Below are 14,421 nucleotides of genomic sequence, written 5' to 3' on the forward strand. Positions count from 1 at the left end.
CTCAGCGCCAGTCGAAGAACCCCTTGGGCGCCTGCCCCAGCAGATCGCGCGCCAGCGCGGTGCCAAGCGCCGCGCCTTCGGCCACCGGGCCGCGCAACTCGCCCGCGATGACCTCTGACCCGTCGGGGCGCAGGATCTCGCCGCGCAGCCAGATCGTGTCGCCCTCCAGCAGGGCCAGCCCGGCAATCGGCGTTTCGCAAGACCCGTCCAGCGCCGCCAGATAGGCGCGCTCGGCCGCCAGACGCAGGCCGGTGTCGCGGTGATGGATCGCGGCCAGCATCGCCTCGGCCCGGGCGTCAGCCTGCCGCCGTTCGATCCCGATGGCGCCCTGCGCGACGGCGGGCAGCATCTCCTCCGGCGCGATGGCCGACCGGGCGACCTGCGCCATGCCCAGCCGGTTCAGCCCTGCCATGGCAAGGAACGTGGCCACCGCCACGCCGTCCTCAAGTTTTTTCATGCGGGTCTGGACGTTGCCGCGAAACTCCACCACCTCCAGATCGGGGCGGCGGGCCTTGAGCTGCGCGCGGCGGCGCAGGCTGGACGAGCCGACCTTGGCGCCCTGCGGCAGATCGGCCAGCCGCGCGACATGCGGCGACACGAAGGCATCGCGCACATCCTCGCGCGGGAGATAGCAATCCAGCAGCAGCCCGTCGGGCTGGGCCACCGGCATGTCCTTCATCGAATGAACCGCGATGTCGATGCCGCCCGTCAGCAGCGCCTCTTCGATCTCTTTGGTGAACAGGCCCTTGCCGCCGATTTCCTTCAGCGGGCGGTCCAGCACGCGGTCGCCAGTGGTCTTGATCACCACGATCTCGAAGGCCGTCTCGGGCAGGTCAAAGGCCGCCATCAGGCGGGCGCGCGTCTCATGGGCCTGGGCCAGCGCCAGCGGCGAACCGCGGGTGCCGATCTTGAGCGGTTCGGCGGGGGTGGGAAGCGTGCTTGTCATGGCGAAAGCCTTAGCGCGCGGCCCGGTTTCTTGCAATGGCGACACCCTGCCGCGCCCCCCTTTCGGCCACGGCCCGCTTGACTTCCGGCCCCCAGCGCGCAAGTCAGGGGCAAGCCAGAAAAGGGTGCCCCGATGACCGACAAGCTGATCCTGCGCGCGCTGAAAGGCGAAACCCTGCCCACGCCGCCGATCTGGATGATGCGGCAGGCGGGGCGCTATCTGCCGGAATACCGCGCGACGCGGGCGCAGGCGGGTGATTTTCTCAAGCTGTGCTACAACCCGGAACTGGCGGCCGAGGTGACCTTGCAGCCGATCCGCCGCTACGGGTTTGACGCAGCGATCCTGTTTGCCGATATCCTGCTGATCTGTCAGGCGCTTGGCGCCGATCTGTGGTTCGAGACCGGCGAGGGGCCGCGCCTTTCGACCATCACCACCGGGGCGGAGCTTGCGGGCCTGAAACCCGCCCATGCCATCCATGACCGCCTGTCGCCGGTCTATGAAACCGTGCGGCGGCTGGCGCGCGACCTGCCCAGCGAAACCACGCTGATCGGTTTCGCCGGTGCGCCCTGGACGGTGGCGACCTACATGATCGCCGGCCGCGGCACCAGGGATCAGGGGCCGGCCCATACGCTGAAGGCCGCCGACCGCGCGACATTTCAGTGGCTGATCGACCTGATCACCGAAGCGACGATCGACTATCTGTCGGAACAGGTGAAAGCCGGCGCCGAGGTGGTGAAGCTGTTCGACAGCTGGGCCGGCAGCCTCAAGGGCGATGATTTCACCGATTTCGCGGTGAAACCCGCCGCCCGCATCATCGCAGAACTGAAATCGCGCCACCCCGGCCTGCCGATCATCGCCTTCCCGCGCGAGGCGGGCGAGGGCTATATCGGTTTCGCCCGCGCGACCGGCGCCGATTGCGTGGCGCTTGACAATTCCGTCACGCCGGAATGGGCGGCGGCGCATGTGCAGGTGGATGGCTGCGTGCAGGGCAACCTCGCCCCCGGCCATATGGTGACGGGCGGCGAGGCGCTGGTGCGCGAAACCCGCCATGTGGTCGAGGCGTTCCGCAAGGGCCCGCATATCTTCAACCTCGGCCATGGCATCACCCCCGATGCCGACCCCGAGAATGTGCGGCTGATGATCGACACCATTCGCGGGGCGTAAGGCGATGGCGCTGCCGCTCTGGGCCTGGGCCGGGCTGGCGGCGGCACTGGCACAGACCGGGCGCAATGCTGCGCAATCGGGGCTGACCGCGCGCCTGGGCACGCTGGGCGCGACCAATGTGCGCTTCCTGTTCGGGCTGCCCTTCGCGGCGCTGTTCCTCTGGCTCGGGCTGCTCTGGACCGGCGAGACGATGCCGGCGCTGACACCGCGCGCCATCGGGTTTACCGCCATGGGCGCGCTGGCGCAGATCGCTGCGACGGCACTGATGTTGCAGGTGATGCGCATCGAAGGTTTCGGCATCACGACCGCCTGGTTGAAGGTCGAACCCGTGCTGGTGGCACTGGTCGGCTGGGCGGTGCTGGGCGACCCGCTGACCCTGCCGATGCTGGGCGCGATCGGCGTCGCGGTGGTGGGGGTGCTGATCCTGACGCTGAAACCGGGGCTGGGCCGCGCCATGTTGACGGGGCTTGGCCCGGCGGCCATGGGGCTGCTGGCGGGGCTGGCCTTCGGCATGGCCGCCATCGGCTTTCGCGGCGGCATCACCGCCCTGCCCGAGGGGGGCTTTCTGATCCGGTCGCTGACCGCGCTGGTGCTGTCGCTGGCGATTCAGACCGCGGTGCTGGGCCTGTGGCTGGCGTGGCGCGATCGCCCGGCGCTGACGGGATGCCTGCGCGAATGGCGGCCTTCGCTGGCGGCGGGGTTTCTGGGGGCGCTGGCCTCGGCCTTCTGGTTCATTGCCTTTTCGCTGACCTCGGCGGCAAATGTGCGCACGCTGGCGCTGGTCGAGGTGGTCTTTGCACTGGCCGTCGCGCGGCTTGCCTTCCGCCAGCATGTGACCCCGCGTCAGATGACGGGCATTGGCGTGCTGATGCTGGGCGTGGCGCTGCTGATGCGCCTGGCCCCCTGAAACACGATCACAATTCAGGTCAGTCTTGTTGACTTGTTTCGCAACCCGGCGCAACCTCCGCTCCGATTTGCGTCAGTCGAGTCGCATCAGGGGAGGATGCAATGCAGTGGACCGATGTGCTGGCCAGCCGCAGCACAAGAATGAAGGCGTCTGAAATCCGGGAGCTGCTCAAGCTGCTGGATCAGCCCGACATCATCTCTTTCGCGGGCGGCATTCCCGACCCCGCCCTGTTCCCGGCCGATGATTTCGCCCGTGCCTTTGCCGATGTGATGGCCGATGGCCAGGCCGCCGCCGCGCTGCAATATTCCGTCTCCGAAGGCTACAAGCCGCTGCGCGACTGGATCGCGGCCGAGATGGGCAAGATCGGCATCCCCTGCGATGCCGACAACATCCTGATCACCTCCGGGTCGCAACAGGCGCTGGATTATCTGGGCAAACTGATGATTTCGCCCGGCGATACGGTGATGCTGGGCTGGCCCACCTATCTGGGCGCGCTTGGCGCCTATAACGCCTATGAGCCGCGCTATCTGCGGCTGGATCCTTTCTCCAACGCCGATCCGGCGGCGGTGCAGGCCGAGGCAGAGGCCGCGGGCGGGCGGGTGAAATTCGCCTATCTTTCCGCCGATTTCTGCAACCCGACCGGCGAGACGATCAGCCGCGCCGGGCGCGAGGCGCTGCTCGATCAGGCCGCGGCGCTTGGCATCGCGATTGTCGAGGATGCTGCCTATCAGTCGCTGCGCTATGACGGCGAGGCGGTGCCGCCGATCCTTGCGCTCGACATCGCGCGCTCGGGCGGGATCGAACAGACCCGGACGATCTATTGCGGCTCGTTCTCCAAGACGCTGGCGCCGGGCCTGCGCGTAGGCTGGGTCTGCGCCGCGAAAGAGGTGATCGGCCGGCTGGTGCTGATGAAACAGGCGGCCGACCTGCATTCCGCAACCATGAGCCAGATGGTCACGCATCGCGTGGCGGCGGCGCGGTTCGACGATCACGTCGCCAGGCTGCGCGCCACCTATGGCGCCCGGCGCGACCGGATGCTGGCGGCGCTCGCGCGCGAAATGCCCGAGGGCGTGCGCTTTACCCGGCCCGAAGGCGGCATGTTCGTCTGGCTGACCCTGCCCGAAGGCATGGACGGCGCCGCGCTGCTGGCGCGTGCCATTGCCGAACAGCGTGTGGCCTTCGTGCCGGGGGGCGCGTTCTTTGCCGATGGATCGAACCGCAACACGCTGCGGCTGTCCTTTTCCTGCGCGTCGGAGGCGCAGATAGATGAGGGCATCGCCCGGCTGGGGCGGCTGTTGCGCGACTAAGGAAAAGGGGGCCGCGTGGCCCCCTTAGCGTTTCGGATGGTCGTCGTAATCGCGGGTCAGGATACGGTTCGCATCGCCCTGCGGATCGTCGAACTGGCCGCGCTTCAACGCCCAGAAAAATGCCACAAGCCCGATGCCGCCCAGAAACAGCGAGACAGGAATGAGGATGGTCAGGATTTCCATTATTTCAGCCTCAGCGCGTTCAGCGTGACCGAGATCGACGACAGCGACATGGCCAGCGCCGCCGCCAGCGGGGTGGCGGCCCCGACCAGCGCCAAAGGCACGGCAACCACGTTGTAAAGTGCCGAAATCGCAAAGTTTTCCTTGATGCGGCGGCTGGATTGCCGGGCAATGCGCAGGGCGTCGGCGATCGGCGCCATGTCCTGCCCCAGCAGCACGATATCCGAGGCCGTGCGCGCCGCGTCCAGCGCCGAGGCCGGCGAGATGGACACATGAGCCGCCGCCAGCGCGGCGGTGTCGTTCAGCCCGTCGCCCACCATCAGCACCCGATGGCCCTGCGCCGTCAGATCGGCCACCAGCGCGGCCTTTTCGGCCGGCAGCACCCCCGCGCGCCAATCGGTGATGCCCAGCTTTTCGGCCAGTGCCGCCACCGCGCCGGGCGTATCGCCCGAAACCAGCCGGATCGCCTTGCCCTGCGCGCGCAGGGCGCCCACGGCCTCGGCCGCGCCGGGGCGCAGGCGGTCGGTAAAGGTAAAGGGCCGCGCCGCGACTTCGCCGGTGCAAAGCCAGGTGGCCGTCACGCCCGGGTCACGATCCGCGCCGCACCAACCGGCACGGCCCAGCCGCACGACCTGCCCGCGCCACCGCCCTTCGACGCCGTAGCCCGGCACCTCTTGCAGGTCGCTGACCGGCGCGGGGTGCAACCCCGCCGCCCGGGCCGCCTGCGCCAGCGCGAGCGCCAGCGGATGCGACGACGCCTCGGCCAGGGCCAGCGCCACTTCGGCGGCCTGACGCGGGTGGTCGCCCAGATTGGTCAGTTCGGGCGTGCCGAGCGTCAGCGTGCCGGTCTTGTCGAAGACGACGGTATCCACCTCGGCCAGGCGCTCCAGCGCGGTGCCATGCTTGATGAGCAGCCCCTTGCGGAACAGCTTGCCGCTGGCCGCCGTCACCACCGCCGGCACCGCAAGGCCAAGCGCGCAGGGGCAGGTGATGATCAGCACCGCCGCCGAGATGTTGACCGCATAGCGCAGATCGCCCCCGGTCGCCCACATCCAGTAGCCAAAGGCGCTGAAGGACAGCAGATGCACCAGCGGCGAATAGGCGCGCGAGGCACGTTCGGCGAGGCTGGTGTAACGGGTCTTGGCGCTTTCGGCCACGGCGACCAGATCGGCCATGCGGTGCAGGCTGGAATCGCGCCCCGCCGCCGTGACCCGCAGGGTGAGCGGGCCGGTCAGGTTGACCTCGCCCGCGCTGACGCGGGTATCGGGGCCGGCCCAGACCGGCAGGCTTTCCCCGGTCAGCAACGCGCGATCCACCTCGGAGGTGCCCTCGACCACCACGCCATCGACCGGCATCCGCCCGCCGGGGCGCACGCGCACCAGATCGCCCACGGCCAGATCGGTGATCGACACGGTTTCCTCGCCCGCCGCGGTGATGCGCAGGGCGCGCGGCACCTCGAGCGCGGCCAGTTCCTCGGCCGCAGAACGCGCCACGGCACGGGTGCGGTGATCGAGATAGCGCCCCAGCAGCAGGAAGAACGCCAGCATCACCGCCGCATCGAAATAGGCGTGATGGCCGGAATGCAGGGTTTCGAACACCGAAATCGACGAGGCCAGGATCAGCGCCAGGCTGATCGGCACATCCATGCCCAACCGCCCGGCACGCAGGCTGGCCCAGGCGGATTTGAAGAAGGGCTGGCCCGCGAAAACCACGGTCGGCAGCGCAATCGCCCCGGAAATCCAGTGGAACAGGTCGCGCGTCGCATCCCCTGCCCCGGACCAGACCGCAACAGAGAGCAGCATGACGTTCATCATGGAAAAGAACGCGACACCCAGCCGCATCAGCAGATCGCGGCCCTGGCGGTCGGTCTCGGTCGCGGAAAGCAGGCCCGCGTCCAGTTCATAGGCCTCATAGCCGGTGGCATTCAGCGCGGCGACCAGCGGCGCGGCCTCGACCCCCGGTTCGGCATCGACCGAAACCCGCTTCAGCGTCAGGTTCACCCGGGCCGAGCGCACGCCCGGCTGCCGCTCCAACGCCTGTTCCACGGTCGAGATGCAGGCCGCGCAATGCGCCGTCGGAATCGACAGGACCAGCCGCGCATCGGCGGCCGCGCCCGCCCGGGCAAGCTGTTCGGCCGAAGGCGCCGCCACGCAGGCCGGACAGGCCGAGGCCATCAGCCTGCCCTCCTCCTCCTGCACGGGAATGCGCTCTGCGAGGGTCATGGTTCAGCCTTTCACGAACAGATCCAGCCGCTGCTGGAACAACGTGCCATCCGGGGCCTCGGCCTTGACATGCAGCATCCATTTGCCCGGGTCCAGCATGACCGGGGCGACAAAGCGCCCGGCCTCGCGGCGGAATTCAGGCCGCAGATCGGACGCGGCCGACGTGGTGCGCCCGAGCAGCACATCCAGATTGCGCAAATCGGCCGGCAGGCCCTGCGCATCGGTGAAGGTCAGCGTCAGCCCGCTGCCGGGCTGGTACTCCTCTTGCAGGGTCCAGCCCAGGGCCGACTGGGCATCGCGCGCGGCCTCGAATTCCTGTGAGGCGACGTAAGAATTTTCGACCTCCAGCCCCGGGAAGGTGGAAATGGCCTTGTAGGCCATCAGCACATTCACCCCGATGATCACCGCAAAGGCCCCGGCGGTGAAGACAAACACCTGACGACCCGTGATCTGCCCCATGTCCTGCATTCCTTTTCCTGTCGGTCGCGGCGGGGGGCCTGGCGCCCGCCGCCCTGGGCCGTCACTCGGCCTTGCCGTTGAATACCGTGTCGTGATGCACCCGCGCCTCCTTGCCCGAGGCGGGCGGCACTGCATCCATCACCCACAGGCGCACCTCGGTCCGTTCCGCATGGGCGGCCCCGCTATCGGGCGCGGCCTCAAGATACAGCCGGGTCGAGAGCGTGTCATTGGCCGGCACCGTCAGCACGTTATTCTCTGCCCCTTCCAGCCGCAGCGTCAGCCTTTCGCCGGCGGTCACGGTCACCGCGTAATCATGCGCCTCGCCGAGCTTGTTGCGCAAGCGGATGTCATAGGCATTGCGGATCGTGCCATCGCTGAGCGTCACGAAAAGCGGGTTGCGGATTGGCGTCACGTTGATGTCGATATCCGAGCGCAGGAACAGCGCCACGATCAGCCCGACGCCGACCCCGGACCACAGCACGGTATAAAGCACGGTGCGCGGGCGGAAGATGTGTTTCCAGATCGGCCGGGGCGCCTGGCCCGCGCGTTCGCGGGTTTCATCGGTCAGCGCGATATAGTCGATCAGGCCGCGGGGCTTGCCGACCTTGTCCATCATGTCGTTGCAGGCGTCGATGCACAGGCCGCAGGTGATGCAGGCCATCTGCTGCCCGTTGCGGATGTCGATCCCCATCGGGCAGACGTTCACGCAGGCCATGCAGTCGATGCAATCGCCCAGCTGTTCGGCGCCTTCCTGCTTGCGATGCTTGCCGCGCGGCTCGCCCCGCCAGTCGCGATAGGCGATGGTCAGCGTGTCCTCGTCCATCATCGCGGCCTGGATGCGCGGCCATGGGCAGGCATAGATGCAGACCTGTTCGCGGAAGAACCCGCCAAACAGGAAGGTCGTCGCGGTCAGGATCAGGATGGTGGTATAGGCGATCGGATGGGCATTGCCGGTGACCAGATCCCGGAGCAGCGTCGGCGCATCGGTGAAATAGAACACCCAGGCCCCGCCCGTCGCGACGGCGATCAGGAACCACAGCGTCCATTTCAGCGCGCGCTTGCGGATCTTTTCCGCATCCCATTTCTGGCGATAGAGGCGCAGCCGCGCATTGCGGTCGCCCTCGACCCAGCGTTCGACCAGAATCATCAGGTCGGTCCAGACGGTCTGCGGGCAGGCATAGCCGCACCAGACTCGCCCGGCGGCCGAGGTGAACAGGAACAGCCCCAACCCCGCCATGATCAGCAGCCCCGCGACGAAATAGAATTCGTGCGGCCAGATCTCGATCATGAAGAAGAAAAAGCGCCGGTTCGCCATGTCCAGCAGGATCGCCTGATCCGGCAAGGCCGGCCCGCGATCCCAGCGAATCCAGGGGGCAAGGTAATATGCCCCCAGCATCAGGGCCATGAGCCACCATTTCAGCGTGCGAAAATTGCCCTTCACGCGCTTGGGGAAAACCGGCTCGCGCGCGGCATAAAGGGACGGTTCGGTATCTTGGCTGGACACGGATAGGCTCCGGTTGACTCTCGTGCTTGCTCGTCTGGCGCAGGTATGGGGCGACGAACGGACCCGCGCTTTGACCTGTATCAAAAATTGCATCGGCGATATATCTTCGCCATGCGTCATTTCGCGCCGGCCATGCTGCACGCGCAGGACCACTTTTTGACCCGGACCCGTGCCGCTGACATGCTGCCCCGAGGGCAGGAGGACGGGCATGACCGGAAAACGCAACGCGGCACAGACCGAGGAATTCAGCGCGGCCGAAATCGGGGCGCTTGCACATTTGTATCGGGGCGAGGTCTATCGCTCAACCGTGTGGCGCACGCGACTGGACACGACGACGAACTGGTCGGTGGTCACGCTGGGGGTGGCGCTGTCGATCACCTTCAGCTCGCCCGATGCCTCGCCCCTGCCGCTGGTGCTGGTGGGGGTGCTGATCCTGTTCTTTCTGGCGCTCGAGGCGCGGCGCTATCGGTTTTTCAACGTCTGGCGCGCCCGCGCCCGCTGGATCGAGACGCATTTCTATGTGCCGATGCTGATCGACGGCGACCTGCATACCGAAGATGACTGGCAGACGATCCTGGCCCGCGACTATCGCGCACCCCAATACCATGTCAGCTATCTGACCGCGGTCGCGCGGCGGGTGCGGTCGAATTACCTGTGGATCCTGCTCATTCAGGCGCTGGCCTATATCGGCAAGCTGCTGGTCCATCCGGCGCCGGTGCGCGACTGGACCGAATTTGTCGGCCGCGCCGATATCGGGCCGGTTTCCGGTCTGGTCGTGCTGGGGTTGGGGGCGGTCTATATCCTGACCTGGGCGGGGCTGGCGCTTTGGGTCACCCATGCAGATACGCGGCGCAGCAAGGTGCGCGGGCGCGGCATCTCGATGGGGTGAAAAAGGCACCGCTACCCCCAGGAAACGCGCGAACAGGATGGGGCGGCGGTGCCATGTCCAGTTTCACGACCCGGACGCAGGCAGAATCGCAGAATTGGCGCGCGCCGCCTTGACCTGAATCAAATTGGCGGAATCATCGCCGGCTCTGCGGCAGCCTGCCGCAGCACCCATTGGCAAAAGGCCCGCAGCGTCGGCCGCTGCGCGCCGGGGCGGGTGATCAGAAAATAGCCCTCGCGCTCGGTATCCTCGAACAGCAGGCGCAGCCGGCCCGAGGCCAGATCGGCCGCGACAAATGCCTGCGCGATCACCGCGACGCCATGGCCGTTGCGCGCGGCATCCAGCATCAGGTTCCCCGGCAGCGAAATGATCGCCGCCCCCGCGCGCCGGGTCAGGCCGTGCTTGACGAAAAAGGCGCTGGCCTCGTTGGTGCCCAGTTCCTGCAACCAGGACAGCCCCTCCAGATGCGACAGGCCGGCGGGGCCGTCCTCGGGCACAAGGCCCGGCGCCGCCACCACCACCACCGAGGAGCGCAGGATCAGCCGCGCCTCCAGCCCCGGCCAGTGGCCATTGCCATAGCGCAGCCCGACATCGGCCTCGCGGCCGATCTCGCGGTTTTCGGGCGCGGGGTCGATGGTCAGATCGACGCCGGGATGCCGGGCGCGAAAATCGGGCAGGCGCGGCATCAGCCAGCCGGCGGCAAAGCTGGGCGTGGTGGTGATGCGCAAAGGCGCATTGGCATCGGCCCCGGTCAGCGCGCCCAGCGTGGCGGCGATCTGGCCAAAGCCCGCCTCCAGCGCCTCGGCCAGGCGGCGCCCTTCGGGGGTCAGCGCCAGCCTGCGCCCGCCGCGTTCGACCAGCGCAAGGCCCAGATGCGCCTCAAGCGCGCGAATCTGCTGGCTGATCGCGGCATGGGTCACCCCGATCCGCGCCCCCGCCTGCTCGAGCGAGGCCGCATCTGCAAAGGCCGCAAAGGCCCGCAATTGCGAAAGCGGGGGAAAGCCGCGCCAGTCCATCCTGTAACCCTGACTTACATCTTGTAAAAAAGCCTGAGTCGCATCCTGCCCTTTACTGCATTATTTTCAAGACATGACCCGAAGGATCAGGAGGATAAGATGTTAGGGATTTTTGCACAAAGCCTGCTGCTGGCCGCCCGGATGGAGCCGCATCTGCGCGCCGAGACCGAGGCCCGTCTGCGCCGCGAAGACGAAGAATATCTGCGTCAGGGCCGGCGGTATCGCATGGCCCCGCCCCGCGCCGAAGGCTGAAGGGCAACGCATCATGGCAGACCCACAGTAAAGGCCCCCGGATCGCTCCGGGGGCCTTTGAATTTGTCCCGCTGAGGGGCGGCTTATTCGCCGCCGCCCAGACCATGCACATAGACCGCCACCGCGCGGATCTCGTCTTCCGAGAGGCGGACGTTCCAGTTCGGCATCACGCCGAAACGGGCATTGGTCACGGAATCCGTCAGGGTGGCGCGGTCACCGCCATAGAGCCAGACCGCATCGGTCAGGTTCGGCGCGCCCTGTGCCCGGTCGCCGGTGCCGTCTTCGGCATGGCAGGCCGAACAATTGTCGGCAAAGATCTGCGCCCCGGCCGTGGCCTTGGCCGCGTCGTGATCCTGCTTGGACAGTTGCAGCACATATTCCACCACGTCACCGATCTGCGCCGGCTCCAGGATGCCATCCGCGCCGAATTTCGGCATTTCCGAATAGCGCGCATCGGCGTCATCGGTGTTGCGGATGCCGTGGGTGATGGTGGTGTGGATGGCCTCCATGTCGCCACCCCAGAGCCAGTCATCATCCAGCAGGTTGGGATAGCCGACATTGCCGGCCGCCCCCGCCCCGTGGCACTGCGCGCACCAGGTCTTGAACACGGCGGCGCCGGCCGATTTGGCATAGCCGTCCAGTTCAGGGTCGGTGGCAATTGCGGTCAGATCGGCCGCGACCAGCTTGGCCTTGATCGGCGCATTGGCATCGTCAAAACGCTTGATCTCCTCGGCCACGGCAAGACGGGTATCCCCCGCCGCGCTGGTGCCCCAGAGCCCCTGCGTCGCCCCGCTGATCAGCGGCCAGGCGGGATAGGCGATGCAATAGCCGATGGACCAGATGATCGTCAGGTAAAAGGTCCACAGCCACCAGCGCGGCATCGGATTGTCGAATTCCTGAATGCCGTCCCAGTCATGGCCGGTGGTGGCCACCTCACCCGGTTTCTTCACTTGTTTGGCGCACATGGTTCACGCCTCCTTGTAGTTGCGGGCCGCTTCCGCAGCGGGACGCTTTTCGTTGCGGAAGATCGAGTTGGCGGCTTCGTCCTGAAGCTTGCCGCTGCCCGGGCGGAAGGCATAGACCACCACCCCCACGAACAAAGCGGTCATCAGGATCAGCATCCAGCTATCGGCAAAGTGGCGAAGGAAGGAATAGGTATCCATGCCCCCCTCCTCAGCGGTTCGGGTCGGGCTGGAAGGTCGAGAAATCGACCATCGTGCCCAACACTTGCAGATAAGCCACCAGGGCGTCCATCTCGGTCAGCGCGGCCTGCCCGTCGAAATTGCGGACCTGCGCCTTGGGATAGCGGGCCAGCAACCCTTCGGTATCGGCATTCGGATCGGCCTGGGCCACGAAATCGGCCTTGCCGTTTTCCATCATCTCGTCCGAATAGGGCACGCCCACCACGCGGTTGGCCCACATGCTGTCGCCGATCAGTTCCGGCTCCAGTTCATGAGTCATCAGATGCGCGTATTTCGGCATCACCGATTCCGGCACCACGGATTGCGGGTTGATCAGGTGATCGACATGCCATTCGTCCGAATAGCGGCCGCCGACGCGGGCCAGATCCGGCCCGGTGCGTTTCGACCCCCACTGGAACGGATGGTCATACATCGATTCCGCCGCCAGGCTGTAATGGCCATAGCGTTCGACCTCATCCCGCATCGGGCGGATCATCTGGCTGTGGCAGACATAGCAGCCTTCGCGAACATAGATCTCGCGCCCGGCCAGTTCGAGCGGGCTGTAGGGGCGCACCCCTTCAACCTTCTCGATGGTGTTTTCGAGGTAGAACAGCGGCACGATCTGCACCAGACCGCCGATCGTCACCACGAGGAAGGACAGAACGAGCAGCAGCGTCGCATGCGTCTCGATGGCCTTGTGTTTGTCAAGAAAAGCCATGCTTGCCCCTCCTCATTCCGCCGGGACGAAGTCGTTCGCGTTGACCGGCGCCTTGGCCGGCTGCGCACGAACGGTCATCACGAGGTTGTAGCACATGATCAGCGCCCCGATCAGGAACATCAGACCACCCGTGCCGCGCACCACATACATCGGGTATTTCGCGGCCACCGTGTCGGCGAAAGCGTTTACGAGGAACCCGTTCGCATCCACTTCGCGCCACATCAGGCCCTCCATGATGCCGGTCACCCACATCGAGGCGGCGTAAAGCACGATCCCGATGGTGGCGAGCCAGAAGTGCCAGCTGACCAGACGCAGCGAATAAAGCCGCTCGCGGTTCCACAGGCGCGGCACCAGGAAATAGAGCGCGCCGAAGGTGATCATGCCGTTCCAGCCAAGCGCGCCGGAATGGACGTGACCGATGGTCCAGTCGGTATAATGCGACAGCGAGTTCACCGCCTTGATCGACATCATCGGGCCTTCAAAGGTGGACATGCCGTAAAAGCCGACCGACACCACCATCATGCGGATGATCGGATCGGTGCGCAGCTTGTCCCAGGCGCCCGACAGCGTCATCAGGCCGTTGATCATGCCACCCCAGGACGGCATCCACAGCATGACCGAGAAAACCATGCCCAGCGTCGCAGCCCAATCGGGCAGCGCGGTATAATGCAGGTGGTGCGGACCGGCCCAGATATAGAGGAAGATCAGCGCCCAGAAGTGGATGATCGACAGCTTGTAGCTGTAGACCGGGCGTTCCGCCTGTTTCGGCACGAAGTAATACATCATGCCCAGGAAGCCCGCGGTCAGGAAGAAGCCCACGGCGTTGTGGCCATACCACCATTGCGTCATCGCGTCCTGCACGCCGCTGAACAGCGACACCGACTTGGACGAGAACATGCTGACCGGAATCGCCAGGTTGTTCACCACATGCAGCATGGCCACGGTGATGATCATCGACAGCAGGAACCAGTTCGCCACATAGATGTGGGGTTCCTTGCGCATGATCAGCGTGCCCATGAAGACCAGCAGGAACGACACCCAGACGACCACGATCCACCAGTCGATATACCAGACGGTCTCGGCATATTCCTTGCCTTGCGTGCCGCCCAGCACATAGGAGGTCGCGGCCAGCACGATCATCAGTTGCCAGCCCCAGAACACGAACCAGCCCAGATTGCCGCCCCACAGCCGCGTGGCGCAGGTGCGCTGCACGATGTAGAAGGCCGACATGATCAGGGCATTGCCGCCAAAGGCGAAAATCACCGCCGAGGTGTGCAGCGGACGCAGGCGCCCGAAGTTCAGGATGCCATCCACGCCCGGAATGTTGAGCGACGGAAAGGCAAGCTGGAAGGCGATGATGACACCGACCAGAAAGCCGACGACGCCCCAGAAGGCCGTCGCGATCACGCCGGCGCGCACGACGCCGTCGTTATAGGTGTTGCGGTCAACCACCACCGCCGGTTCATACATGCGCCGCAACACCCAGATGAAGGTGATGGCAGCCGCAAGCATGACGACGATCGCGTTCACCGTATAGGCGAGGTCATGCCCGTATTGGGCGGCAATCGCGGCAAAGACCGCGATCGCGCCCAGCACGACCAATTTAACGTAATCCCACATTTTGCGTCCCTTCGTCTTGGCCCGATCCACCGGTCAACGCGAGTCGTCCGGGCACTTTT

The 14,421-nt window shown here is 66.2% G+C and carries 15 protein-coding genes; 5 read left to right on the forward strand and 10 right to left on the reverse strand.

All coding sequences use genetic code 11. The annotated features are described in order from the left end of the window. Nucleotide 1: 1 nt before the first annotated feature. The gene (gene hemC, locus FOA17_RS09305; RefSeq protein ID WP_149141190.1) at nucleotides 2–946 is read right to left on the reverse strand and encodes a hydroxymethylbilane synthase; all 945 of its coding nucleotides are present in this window, start codon (nucleotides 944–946) and stop codon (nucleotides 2–4) included. A 132-nt stretch (nucleotides 947–1,078) separates the two neighbouring features. Here hemC and hemE point away from each other — a divergent pair, with 132 nt between their 5' ends. The 3 genes from hemE (at nucleotide 1,079) to FOA17_RS09320 (ending at nucleotide 4,324) form a co-directional block, all read left to right on the forward strand. Then, nucleotides 1,079–2,110 (forward strand): uroporphyrinogen decarboxylase, encoded by a 1,032-nt coding sequence (gene hemE / locus FOA17_RS09310; protein ID WP_149141191.1) that lies wholly within the window; start codon nucleotides 1,079–1,081, stop codon nucleotides 2,108–2,110. A gap of 4 nt (nucleotides 2,111–2,114) precedes the next feature. Then, a complete protein-coding gene (locus FOA17_RS09315) occupies nucleotides 2,115–3,017 on the forward strand; it encodes a DMT family transporter (RefSeq protein ID WP_149141192.1) in 903 nt (300 codons plus the stop codon). 101 nt (nucleotides 3,018–3,118) lie between these two features. Beyond that, nucleotides 3,119–4,324: an aminotransferase-like domain-containing protein gene (locus FOA17_RS09320; protein ID WP_149141193.1), complete on the forward strand. Its 1,206-nt coding sequence runs from the start codon at nucleotides 3,119–3,121 to the stop codon at nucleotides 4,322–4,324. A 24-nt stretch (nucleotides 4,325–4,348) separates the two neighbouring features. Here the strand turns inward: FOA17_RS09320 and ccoS are convergent, their stop codons facing one another. From ccoS to ccoG, 4 genes are all read right to left on the reverse strand, one after another. Beyond that, nucleotides 4,349–4,507, reverse strand: coding sequence for a cbb3-type cytochrome oxidase assembly protein CcoS (ccoS, locus tag FOA17_RS09325; RefSeq protein WP_149141194.1), 159 nt, complete (start codon nucleotides 4,505–4,507; stop codon nucleotides 4,349–4,351). Continuing rightward, a complete protein-coding gene (locus tag FOA17_RS09330) occupies nucleotides 4,507–6,726 on the reverse strand; it encodes a heavy metal translocating P-type ATPase (RefSeq protein WP_149141195.1) in 2,220 nt (739 codons plus the stop codon). Before FOA17_RS09330 ends, ccoS begins: the two co-directional genes overlap by 1 nt. A 3-nt stretch (nucleotides 6,727–6,729) precedes the next feature. Beyond that, nucleotides 6,730–7,185 (reverse strand): FixH family protein, encoded by a 456-nt coding sequence (locus tag FOA17_RS09335; RefSeq protein ID WP_149141196.1) that lies wholly within the window; start codon nucleotides 7,183–7,185, stop codon nucleotides 6,730–6,732. A gap of 61 nt (nucleotides 7,186–7,246) precedes the next feature. Beyond that, complete coding sequence (gene ccoG / locus FOA17_RS09340; RefSeq protein WP_149141197.1) at nucleotides 7,247–8,689, reverse strand: cytochrome c oxidase accessory protein CcoG; 1,443 nt, start codon at nucleotides 8,687–8,689, stop codon at nucleotides 7,247–7,249. A gap of 208 nt (nucleotides 8,690–8,897) precedes the next feature. On the opposite strand from ccoG, the gene FOA17_RS09345 reads away from it, so the two are divergent. Continuing rightward, nucleotides 8,898–9,578 carry a DUF2270 domain-containing protein gene (locus tag FOA17_RS09345; RefSeq protein WP_149141198.1) on the forward strand — a complete coding sequence of 227 codons (681 nt, stop codon included), beginning with the start codon at nucleotides 8,898–8,900 and terminating at the stop codon, nucleotides 9,576–9,578. 119 nt (nucleotides 9,579–9,697) lie between these two features. Here FOA17_RS09345 and FOA17_RS09350 read toward each other — a convergent pair whose 3' ends face one another. Then, nucleotides 9,698–10,591 carry a LysR family transcriptional regulator gene (locus FOA17_RS09350; protein ID WP_149141199.1) on the reverse strand — a complete coding sequence of 298 codons (894 nt, stop codon included), beginning with the start codon at nucleotides 10,589–10,591 and terminating at the stop codon, nucleotides 9,698–9,700. A gap of 99 nt (nucleotides 10,592–10,690) precedes the next feature. On the opposite strand from FOA17_RS09350, the gene FOA17_RS19735 reads away from it, so the two are divergent. After that, nucleotides 10,691–10,843: a hypothetical protein gene (locus FOA17_RS19735; protein WP_162528214.1), complete on the forward strand. Its 153-nt coding sequence runs from the start codon at nucleotides 10,691–10,693 to the stop codon at nucleotides 10,841–10,843. Between the two features lie 83 nt (nucleotides 10,844–10,926). Here the strand turns inward: FOA17_RS19735 and ccoP are convergent, their stop codons facing one another. Genes ccoP through ccoN form a run of 4 tightly spaced genes read right to left on the reverse strand, consistent with a single transcriptional unit; the run spans nucleotide 10,927 to nucleotide 14,362 of the window. Next, the gene (ccoP, locus tag FOA17_RS09355) at nucleotides 10,927–11,808 is read right to left on the reverse strand and encodes a cytochrome-c oxidase, cbb3-type subunit III (protein ID WP_149141200.1); all 882 of its coding nucleotides are present in this window, start codon (nucleotides 11,806–11,808) and stop codon (nucleotides 10,927–10,929) included. A 3-nt stretch (nucleotides 11,809–11,811) separates the two neighbouring features. Then, nucleotides 11,812–12,006, reverse strand: coding sequence for a cbb3-type cytochrome c oxidase subunit 3 (locus FOA17_RS09360; RefSeq protein ID WP_149141201.1), 195 nt, complete (start codon nucleotides 12,004–12,006; stop codon nucleotides 11,812–11,814). Between the two features lie 10 nt (nucleotides 12,007–12,016). Continuing rightward, nucleotides 12,017–12,742, reverse strand: coding sequence for a cytochrome-c oxidase, cbb3-type subunit II (gene ccoO, locus FOA17_RS09365; protein WP_149141202.1), 726 nt, complete (start codon nucleotides 12,740–12,742; stop codon nucleotides 12,017–12,019). 12 nt (nucleotides 12,743–12,754) lie between these two features. After that, entirely contained in the window at nucleotides 12,755–14,362 is a 1,608-nt protein-coding gene (ccoN, locus tag FOA17_RS09370) for a cytochrome-c oxidase, cbb3-type subunit I (protein WP_149141203.1), read from the reverse strand. Nucleotides 14,363–14,421: the final 59 nt, after the last annotated feature.

It is taken from the genome of Gemmobacter caeruleus (genome assembly GCF_008271655.1).
In the GTDB taxonomy this organism is placed as follows: Bacteria; Pseudomonadota; Alphaproteobacteria; order Rhodobacterales; family Rhodobacteraceae; genus Gemmobacter; species Gemmobacter caeruleus.

Bases quoted from the DNA above. Each gene is read 5' to 3' on its own strand.
- FOA17_RS09320 (WP_149141193.1), top strand. From the start codon at position 3,119: ATGCAGTGGACCGATGTGCTGGCCAGCCGCAGCACAAGAATGAAGGCG.
- ccoS (WP_149141194.1), bottom strand. From the start codon at position 4,507: ATGGAAATCCTGACCATCCTCATTCCTGTCTCGCTGTTTCTGGGCGGC.
- hemC (WP_149141190.1), bottom strand. From the start codon at position 946: ATGACAAGCACGCTTCCCACCCCCGCCGAACCGCTCAAGATCGGCACC.
- FOA17_RS09315 (WP_149141192.1), top strand. From the start codon at position 2,115: ATGGCGCTGCCGCTCTGGGCCTGGGCCGGGCTGGCGGCGGCACTGGCA.
- FOA17_RS09350 (WP_149141199.1), bottom strand. From the start codon at position 10,591: ATGGACTGGCGCGGCTTTCCCCCGCTTTCGCAATTGCGGGCCTTTGCG.
- FOA17_RS09330 (WP_149141195.1), bottom strand. From the start codon at position 6,726: ATGACCCTCGCAGAGCGCATTCCCGTGCAGGAGGAGGAGGGCAGGCTG.
- ccoP (WP_149141200.1), bottom strand. From the start codon at position 11,808: ATGTGCGCCAAACAAGTGAAGAAACCGGGTGAGGTGGCCACCACCGGC.
- FOA17_RS09345 (WP_149141198.1), top strand. From the start codon at position 8,898: ATGACCGGAAAACGCAACGCGGCACAGACCGAGGAATTCAGCGCGGCC.
- ccoO (WP_149141202.1), bottom strand. From the start codon at position 12,742: ATGGCTTTTCTTGACAAACACAAGGCCATCGAGACGCATGCGACGCTG.
- FOA17_RS19735 (WP_162528214.1), top strand. From the start codon at position 10,691: ATGTTAGGGATTTTTGCACAAAGCCTGCTGCTGGCCGCCCGGATGGAG.
- hemE (WP_149141191.1), top strand. From the start codon at position 1,079: ATGACCGACAAGCTGATCCTGCGCGCGCTGAAAGGCGAAACCCTGCCC.
- FOA17_RS09360 (WP_149141201.1), bottom strand. From the start codon at position 12,006: ATGGATACCTATTCCTTCCTTCGCCACTTTGCCGATAGCTGGATGCTG.
- ccoN (WP_149141203.1), bottom strand. From the start codon at position 14,362: ATGTGGGATTACGTTAAATTGGTCGTGCTGGGCGCGATCGCGGTCTTT.
- FOA17_RS09335 (WP_149141196.1), bottom strand. From the start codon at position 7,185: ATGGGGCAGATCACGGGTCGTCAGGTGTTTGTCTTCACCGCCGGGGCC.